Source organism: Enterococcus sp. VV15, from assembly GCF_005236045.1.
In the GTDB taxonomy this organism is placed as follows: domain Bacteria; phylum Bacillota; class Bacilli; order Lactobacillales; family Enterococcaceae; genus Enterococcus_B; species Enterococcus_B durans.
Genome location: NZ_QPTY01000056.1, coordinates 1 through 8,902 on the forward strand (window position 1 = coordinate 1; position 8,902 = coordinate 8,902).

Consider the following 8,902-nt stretch of genomic DNA (forward strand, 5'->3'; position numbering starts at 1 on the left):
CCGAACACAGAAGTTAAGCTTCTTAGCGCCGATTGTAGTGAGGGGTTGCCCCTTGTGAGAGTAGGACGTCGCCACGCAAATGGTAAAAGCAGATGAACTTTGTTCATCTGCTTTTTTTTCTATAAAACTGCTTCAATCGCATCAACCATTTTTGTGGGAGAAGTTTGTGGAGAGAATCGTTCAACGACCTCACCATTTTTATCTACTAAAAATTTAGTGAAATTCCATTTGATTGCATTTGTTAATGTGCCAGACGCGTGTTCTTTTAGATAAGCAAAAAGTGGATCGGTATGCGACCCATTGACTTCAGTCAGTTGGTGCATCGGGAAGGTAACTCCGTATGTGGTGCGACAAGCTTCAGCGGCATCACTTGCATCGTCAACTTCTTGTTTGAATTGATTCGATGGAAATCCCAAAATGATCAAACCTTTAGATTGATATTGTTCGTAAAGTTCTTCTAATTGTTTGAACTGTGGTGCTAATCCGCATTTCGTAGCTGTATTGACAATGATCATCGGGTGACCTTTGTATTTATCTAATGAATAGCTTGTGCCATTTTCTAGTGTGGCGGTAAAGTCATAAATGCTCATCAGTAATTCCTCCTAAGGTATTTCCAAAATATTATGATTTATTGCTTCATGAAACGATTAAAAAAAGCCAGACAATCTCAAAAATATTGAAAAGTATCTTCAGATCGTCCGGCTTTTTCAGAGCAAAATAGTCTTATATAATCTCTTAGAATACATAAATTGATTGTGCTCAAATCATACGCTTATTTTGATTAAGTAGCTAGTCTGTTTATTCAATCAAGTGTTTGAATAGCTCGAATATAGTGAATTATCCAGACACATTTTTGTCTAAAAAAGGGTGTTTAAGCTTCTACTTCAGACCATTCGTCACGTTTTGCTAAGAATTCGCGTGCTAATGCTTGTGCACCTTCTAATGTGTGACTAGCAGCCCAGCCACATTGAGTTTCATTACTTGCTGGTACTTCCGTTGCTTCTAGTACGTCTTTCATCGTTTTTTCTAAGATATCTAAAATATCATCATAACTTTCATGGTTTAAAACAGTTAGATAAAAACCTGTTTGGCATCCCATTGGAGACCAGTCAACAATATAGTCCGCATGGTTACGAATCAATTCTGCTGTTAAATGTTCTAAAGAATGTAGACTTGGCATGTCCATGTGTTCTTTGTTTGGTTGTTTGAAACGGACATCATATTTAATGATAACATCCCCATGTTCTCCCGTTTTACGGTCAGCAACTCGGATATAAGGTGCTTTTACTTTTGTGTGATCAAGATTAAAACTTTCAACGTTCATTCTCATGTGTGATTACCCCTAACTATTGTTCATACTAGCTGTTTATGGAAGAAAATAGTGAACATTCCATAATCAAGCTGCTATTCATATAGATTCTAACACTTATTTCTTTTAAGGTGTAGTAATCTGAAATGATTTTTATCTTTTTATTAAGTGTTCGAATGCTTGGGTCAAATCATCTAAAAGATCTTCTCCATATTCGATACCTACTGACAATCGGATCAAGCCATCTTTGATTCCTGCTGCTTCCCGTTTTTCTTTGGGAACAGACGCATGGGTCATAACAGAAGGAATTTCGACGAGACTTTCAACGCCTCCCAAGCTTTCACCTAGGATAAATAATTGTAATGCTTCTACGAAGGGAATTGCTTCTTCATCTTGTTTTAACGTAAAGGAAACCATCCCACTAAATCCACTCATCTGTGCTTGTGCGAGTGTGTGATTTGGATGAGTAGCTAAACCAGGATAATAGACTTTTTCTACTTTAGGGTAGTTTGCTAAAAATTCAGCTACGCGAAAGGCATTTTTTTGATGTTCTTCCATACGTACACCTAATGTTTTGATTCCCCGTTGCAGTAGCCAACTGTCTTGTGGGCCTAACACACCACCTATTGCATTTTGGTAAAAAGCGATGGAGTCAGCTAATTCTTCATTATTGGTAGTGACAAGGCCAGCAATGACATCACTATGCCCACCTAAATATTTTGTACCGCTGTGTAAAACAATATCTGCACCTAAATCAAGAGGTTTCTGAAAATAAGGTGTGGCAAAGGTATTATCAACGATTGTAAGTAAATGATGTTTTTTGGCAATCTCAGCACTTTTTTCAAGATCAGTGATTTTTAACAATGGATTACTTGGTGACTCTAGGTATAAAGCTTTAGTATTTGGTTGGATAGCATTTTCAATTTGAGTTAAATCACTGGTATCGATGATCGTATACTCTAAGCCATTTTTGGTGAGGACTTTGTCAAACAAGCGGAATGTTCCACCATAGACATCATCCCCTAATAAGAGATGATCACCAGCTTGAAAAAGGGAAAATACGGCATGGATACCAGCTAAACCGGAAGCAAAAGCAAAGCCTTTTACTCCGCCTTCTAAATCAGCAATCAGTTCTTCTAAAGCAAACCGAGTTGGATTACCTGAACGAGAATACTCATAGTGTTTGGGTTTGCCCACACCGTTTTGACGGTAAGTTGAGGTTTGATAGATGGGAACACTGACTGCTCCAGTAGTTGGATCTTCGCTAATTCCACCGTGAATCAATTTTGTTTGAATGTGCATGATTATTTCCTCCTAAAGTGTATGATTCTTTTATTTGATAACAAGTTAATCTAAAAAAGCATGTTTTTATTCATAGATTCCCTTAGATAGATAACGATCAGCTGTGTCTGGAAAAATCGTTACAACCGTACTTTTCTCTGGTAAACGTTGGACCTCATGTAAAGCAGCAGCAAAAGCAGCACCACTAGAACTGCCAACCAACAAGCCATTTTTTTCAGCTAACTGTCTTGTATAGTCGAACCCCTCTTTGTCAGAAATCGTTTCAAAGCGAGTAATCGGAAGTGTTGCAAGAAAAGGTGGAGTGAACTCTACCCCGATCCCTTCAATTGCATGAGTGTGTGGTTCTCCACCGTTTAAAATGGAGCCTTCAGGTTCAACGCCAATTAATTGAATGGCAGGAATCTGTTCCTTCAAATAGCTGGCTGTTCCTGCAAAAGTTCCGCCACTTCCGATACCAGCAACAAAACTAGTGAGTTGATCTCCTAATTCCTGAAGAACTTCTGGGCCTAGCGTATGGTAATATGCAGCAGGGTTATCAGGATTTTCAAACTGTAAAGGGAGATAACTGTCAGGTATCGCTTGTGCTAACTCTTTGCTTTTTTCAATCGCACCCAGAATGCCTAACTCACTTGGTGTATGAATGATGGTAGCGCCTAGTGCTTTCATCAACTGCTGTTTCTCAAGACTGAATTTTTCTGGAACGACAAAAATCGTTTTTAACTGGTAGCTCAATGCGGCAATTGCAAGACCAATACCTGTGTTGCCGGCAGTGGGTTCGATAATGGTCGTACTTTTTGTGATTTTCCCTGTTTGTATGCCAGCAGTTATTAAATATTTCCCTAAGCGATCTTTGATACTTCCTCCTGGATTTAAATTTTCTAATTTAGCATAGATCACTGAATCTTTAGGCATGGGATAATCTTTTTCAGTGAATTTAAAAAGGGGTGTTGAACCAATCACATCTGTAATCGTAGTAATAATCATGAGTTCCTCCTAAAAAATATAAAATAAAAAAGGAGCTGACTATTAAATCAGCTCCTTGAAAAATCATCAGATGAGTGTCCATTAAAGGATAAATGTAAATAGAGATACTCAACTATATGAAGGGCTATCAATAGACATGACGAATAGTATGCTGCTTTTAAGCACCATACAACAGCAACGATTCAATTCTTTATGATTGCTGATAGTCATGTTAGTTCCCTCCAAAAAAGAATTGAGTTAAAAATAGCATGAAAAAAATCGAAAGTCAAAGACTAAACCTTAAAAAGAGATAATTTCCTAGTTTTATGGACAGTTGTCTGATACAATAAAGTTGATTATGATTAAGATAAGAAGGAGCAAAAATAATGATCTCAGCAAGTGATTTAAGAGCCGGAATGACATTTGTTCAAGACGGCAAACTAATTAAAGTTTTAGACGCAAGCCACCACAAACCTGGTAAAGGAAATACAGTTATGCGTATGAAATTAAAAGACATTCGTTCAGGAGCAACTTACGATACGACTTTTAGACCAGAAGAAAAATTTGAAAAAGCACACATCGATACGAAGGCTGTCCAATATTTATACACAATGGACGATACAGCATTCTTCATGGATCTTGAAACATATGAACAATATGAAATTCCAGTTGAAACTGTAGAAGAAGAAATGAAATACATCCTAGAAAATATGGAAGTTAAAATTCAATTTTTTGGTAGTGAAGTGATCGGGGTTCAATTGCCAACAACTGTTGTGTTGCGTGTCGTTGATACACAACCTTCAATCAAAGGGGCTACTGTTACTGGTTCAGGTAAACCAGCTACAATGGAAACAGGTCTAGTTGTCAACGTTCCTGATTTCGTTGAAGCAGATGAACTACTTGAAATCAACACAGCAGAAGGCACTTACGTGAAACGTGCGTCAAAATAATTTTTAACTAAAATAAGGGCTTTTGATGGTATCCAAGAATGGAACGCATCAAGAGTCCTTATTTTTTATGCCTGTTCTTGTAATTTTGTGTTATGAACCTTCAAAATTTTTTGATAAAGTGTCGTTCCGAAATCTTTATAGCGACAAAAATCGACAACGAGATAGGTGGATGGGTCCAATCTATCTGGTACCAAAAGGGGAGAGCCGAAGATAAAAAAATCGAATTCTTTAGTGATCGGAAGAGTGATTCTCTCAATATCGACAAAAGGGATCTTCTCGACCAAATTAATGATTTCAGAGGAAATCAAATGCTCTGAGACGTCAATGAATCCTACTTTCAATTTATACTTCTCTTCTAGTTTTACATAGTGCGGATAAAGTAGACAGGCTTGGATAAAAGCTAGATCCTTGCTACAAGTTTTTAGCCATGAAAAATTTTTACGGTGTGCTACTTTTCTCCAAAAACTTTCTAATTTAGAGGTCAAGATATGGAGCATAGGATATTTCTCTGTGATGTAGGAAGAAATAAAAAAGGTTGTTAAAGGAATCTTTTGTTTGAACAAACTAAAATTCAAAAATGAAAGATAAATATTCAAGTAAAGAGACGGATTTTCTTGAAGCTGAAAATCGCTGATATATTGGTTACAGTGTGTATTGAATTCTTGCAATATTTTTTTTAAAGAGTCGTTTATTTTCTGATAAGAATGGGCAATGACAGGAAATCGAATATCCTGATTAGAAGTAAGGAATGGCCAATAATAAAACAAATAAAACAAAGAGTTGACTTCTAGGATATCTAGTTTCAGGTCAGCGATTTGGAAATAATCATAAAAAAAATCCAACTTTGTTCCATTAGGAATAAAGGAGGTTGTAGTTAGCTGATAGATATCAGTAAAATGACCATTTTTTATACGTAAAAGGCTGATCTTACAATGAAGCATTGCTTCTCTCTTGCCAATCTCAAACTTATTTTTTAAATTTGTACCTTCATGTCTATAAATTAATTTTTCTAGTTCATGGCTAAAACTGAGTTCATCTAAACTTTCTCCTAAAGAAACGAACCAAAAGAAATTGAAAAAAATGATCCTTATCAACATTTCTGAACCAGTTATCGTTAAGTTTGATAGATTTAACGTAATCTCGTGTTCCTTCAAATAGTGGGCTAATTTTTTCGTCTGACGAAAACAAGTTGAACGACTGATATAATTTCGTTGGCAAAAGGCCATAAGGTCAGCATCTTTGTTTGTGATGATACTGAGCAGCAACTGATAGGGAATGCTTTTAGTTGAAAGAAAATGCTGATATTGATTGTACTGAATCATTTCTTCAGCTATAAATAACTTCTTTTTAGAAGAAAATATTTTTGTTTCATAGATATTCTCTAGATCTTCTTGAATGGAAACAAGTAATTTTTTTAATCGAACTTGGCTGATTGCTACTTCTAGATTTTCTCGTAAATGATCCAACATATATTCACCAGGAGGTAGGGTCAGTAATTTTCCATAAACATGTAATTTCCCTCTTGCATGCTCATCTAATAGTATCTGCTCGATCAATTAATCACCCTCTTTTCTAATTTAGTAGTACCATTATTAACGTATTTTTTCTCTTCTGTAAATACTTGTCTCACATTTTAAATTTTTTTAAATAATTAAAGAAATAAGGATATTTATGTTATTTCAAAGTTATAGCTTATTTTTTTTATTTTAAGAAAAAATAACATTTTTATAAACAGATGAATAACACGGAACTTTCTTAAAACGTCTTAACTATTTAGGATCTCCTAGTTTTCTATAACGATTTTATTTTCATGAAAAACAAATAAAAAGAGACGGAGAAAAATTAGTTATTTTTCTCTTTTTTTTATACTATTCAATTGAATTTTAAATTTTTTCTAAGGAGGGAAAAGAATGAAGAAGAGCTATCTTTTCTATTTGTTGGGTGTGATAGGAATCGTTTTTTTCATTCATTTGCTATTCCAAAGCATGGAAAAACCTGTAGAAGCGATGGACGGTTCAAGTAGTGAAGTACTCAATAATCAATATGGTGAAGTAACTAGTTATCAAACTTCAGATGAACTTGTCTTGGAAACAAAAGTCCATGCAAACACAGAAGGAAGAAGATTTCTACTGGAGATAGCAGATAAAGAAACAAAGCAACCAGTCTCCTTTTCTATTTCTGATGAATATACTGAATATTCTGATCTTAATGGAAAAACGTGGGTGACTACGACTGATTTTTTTACGAATGAGATAGTAAAAAAAATCAAAATTGATTGGCCAGAAGAAAGTGAGAAACTTGAAGTTTCTCTACAAGTCCAACAGCAAAATGAAAACATGTTGTTATCCAAACCAGTGAAAAAAATGTTCAGTCAAGTCAAGGCAGACCCCAATACGCAATTAACGAAAGAAACAAGCCAGTCGTCTATGTTCCATACATCTACAACAAAGGAACAGATGAAAGAAACAGCAGCTACAACAGAAGAAACAAGTGAAGAAAAGATTACTAAACCGTTTGAAGCGCCTGTGTTGTCTTCTTTACCATCAACGAAACGGGTGTTAGACGCGATTCAACCAGAATATACGACCGATGAAACAGGTGTCTATCCTAAGGCTGGTTGGAAACCAACGGGGGATGTGAATGTCATCAACCATCAAGGAAATAAAGACGCTAGTAATCACTGGGATGGTCTCACTGATTGGGATGGCGACTCAGATAATAAAACGAATTCCTATATTGAATACGGGGGAACGGGCACAAATGCAGACTACGCTATCCGAAAATTTGCTAAGGAGACGACAACCCCAGGTTTATATGATGTTTTTTTAAATGTTCGGGGGAATGTCCAAAAAGAAGTAGCACCGCTAGATATCGTTCTGGTGGTTGACTGGTCTGGAAGTATGAACGAAGAACACCGGTTAACAGAAGTGCGAAGGGGAATCAATAATTTTATTGATACACTGGATCATAGTGGGGTAACAGATAAAATCAATTTAGGTTATGTGGGCTATTCTAGTAATGGCTATTCTTATAGCAATGCTGAATTACCGATTGCGCCTTTTGATTCAGTGAAGGACCAAGTGAAAAACTTGACCCCTTTGTACACTCAAGGTGGAACGTTTACGCAAAAAGCTTTGCGAGAAGCTGGTAATATGCTTTCAAATAATAATGGACATGAAAAAATCATCGTTTTATTAACCGATGGCGTACCAACGTTTTCTTATCAAGTAACAAAAGTCCATACAGAAGAAGGTAAAGAGTATTACGGCACTGTTTTCTCGGACAGAGAAGATCAACCAGGCAACACGTCATTGATTGCGCGACCAATGTATGCACAGGATCAATATGGAGAAAACAAACTCATCAATAGTACTTTCATCGCAACGATCGGTGAAGCAATGGCATTGAAAGAAAAAGGAATTGAGATCCATGGACTGGGTATCCAATTACAAGGAGATGAAGCTGCAGGACTATCTAAGACCCAGGTCGAAGCAAAAATGCGTAAAATGGTTTCTCAAGATGCGAATGGCGAATTTTACTACGAATCGGCAGCAAAAGCATCGGACATCTCCGATTATTTGACAAAAAAAGCGATCCATCTCTCTGGGACGATCTCCAATGGACAAGTAAATGACCCAATTGCGCAGCCTTTCATTTATGAAGAACATTCTCTTGAAGTCAAAGATGTTGGGACCAATTCAATAGAGGTCATGCCAAAAGTAACTATAGATGGTACGACGATCAAAAGCAATCAGATCTATTTAGGTAAAGATCAAGAAATCCAGATCCATTACCAGGTACGTATCCAAACGGAAGGCAACACATTCCAACCGGATCATTGGTATCAGATGAATGAACGAACAACCTTGCAGCCATTATCTGAGTCAAGTGAGCTAGCAGAATTTGGTATTCCTTCAGCGAAAGCACCTGGTGTCAAACTAAACTTTACGAAACAATGGGAAGAATTCGACCATGATAAAAGTAGTCGACCAGATCATGTAATGTATGAAGTGAAACGAACCCAAACAGCCGATCCAAACAGTTGGCAAACAGCCTTTGTCCAATTGAATAAACCAGCTAGTGACACAGGGGATACATGGACACGAAATGATGTGGTTCAACTTTCTGAAAAAAGTGGGGCTGGTTATCAAGAAAATGTGTTCTTACCAAAATATAACAATCAAGGGAAAGATTTCACCTACCAAGCTATCACAGAACTTGATGTACCTGGTTATACCTCTAAGCAGTTGGACAATACGACTTGGAAAAACACCAAACAGTTTACACCGTTGAACGTGAAGGTGATCAAACAATCTTCTTCAGGTGAACAACCTCTAGAAGGGGCTATTTTCCAATTAAAGGGTGGGACACTTGATGT

Annotated in this window: 7 protein-coding genes and 1 rRNA gene; 3 read left to right on the top strand and 5 right to left on the bottom strand. The window is 36.6% G+C overall.

Going from position 1 to position 8,902, the window contains the following annotated elements; all coding sequences use genetic code 11:
• Positions 1-77 (top strand): 5S ribosomal RNA (gene rrf / locus DVW83_RS16175); the annotation flags it as partial.
• A gap of 42 nt (positions 78-119) precedes the next feature.
• Here the strand turns inward: rrf and DVW83_RS13715 are convergent.
• The 4 genes from DVW83_RS13715 to DVW83_RS13730 all read right to left on the bottom strand — a co-directional run bounded on the left by DVW83_RS13715 (position 120) and on the right by DVW83_RS13730 (position 3,595).
• Positions 120-590, bottom strand: coding sequence for a glutathione peroxidase (locus tag DVW83_RS13715; RefSeq protein ID WP_104660927.1), 471 nt, complete (start codon positions 588-590; stop codon positions 120-122).
• 281 nt (positions 591-871) lie between these two features.
• Positions 872-1,330 (bottom strand): S-ribosylhomocysteine lyase, encoded by a 459-nt coding sequence (locus tag DVW83_RS13720; protein WP_104660926.1) that lies wholly within the window; start codon positions 1,328-1,330, stop codon positions 872-874.
• Positions 1,331-1,462: 132 nt separating this feature from the next.
• Complete coding sequence (locus DVW83_RS13725; RefSeq protein ID WP_104660925.1) at positions 1,463-2,611, bottom strand: cystathionine gamma-synthase; 1,149 nt, start codon at positions 2,609-2,611, stop codon at positions 1,463-1,465.
• A gap of 66 nt (positions 2,612-2,677) precedes the next feature.
• Positions 2,678-3,595, bottom strand: coding sequence for a PLP-dependent cysteine synthase family protein (locus tag DVW83_RS13730; protein WP_104660924.1), 918 nt, complete (start codon positions 3,593-3,595; stop codon positions 2,678-2,680).
• Positions 3,596-3,960: 365 nt separating this feature from the next.
• Between DVW83_RS13730 and efp the strand changes: the two genes are divergently transcribed.
• The gene (gene efp, locus DVW83_RS13735) at positions 3,961-4,524 is read left to right on the top strand and encodes an elongation factor P (protein ID WP_104660923.1); all 564 of its coding nucleotides are present in this window, start codon (positions 3,961-3,963) and stop codon (positions 4,522-4,524) included.
• 65 nt (positions 4,525-4,589) lie between these two features.
• Here efp and DVW83_RS13740 read toward each other — a convergent pair whose 3' ends face one another.
• Entirely contained in the window at positions 4,590-6,080 is a 1,491-nt protein-coding gene (locus tag DVW83_RS13740) for a helix-turn-helix domain-containing protein (RefSeq protein ID WP_104660922.1), read from the bottom strand.
• Positions 6,081-6,434: 354 nt separating this feature from the next.
• On the opposite strand from DVW83_RS13740, the gene DVW83_RS13745 reads away from it, so the two are divergent.
• Positions 6,435-8,902, top strand: a 2,468-nt coding sequence (locus tag DVW83_RS13745; RefSeq protein WP_238699428.1) for a VWA domain-containing protein, incomplete at its 3' end; no start/stop codon positions are given.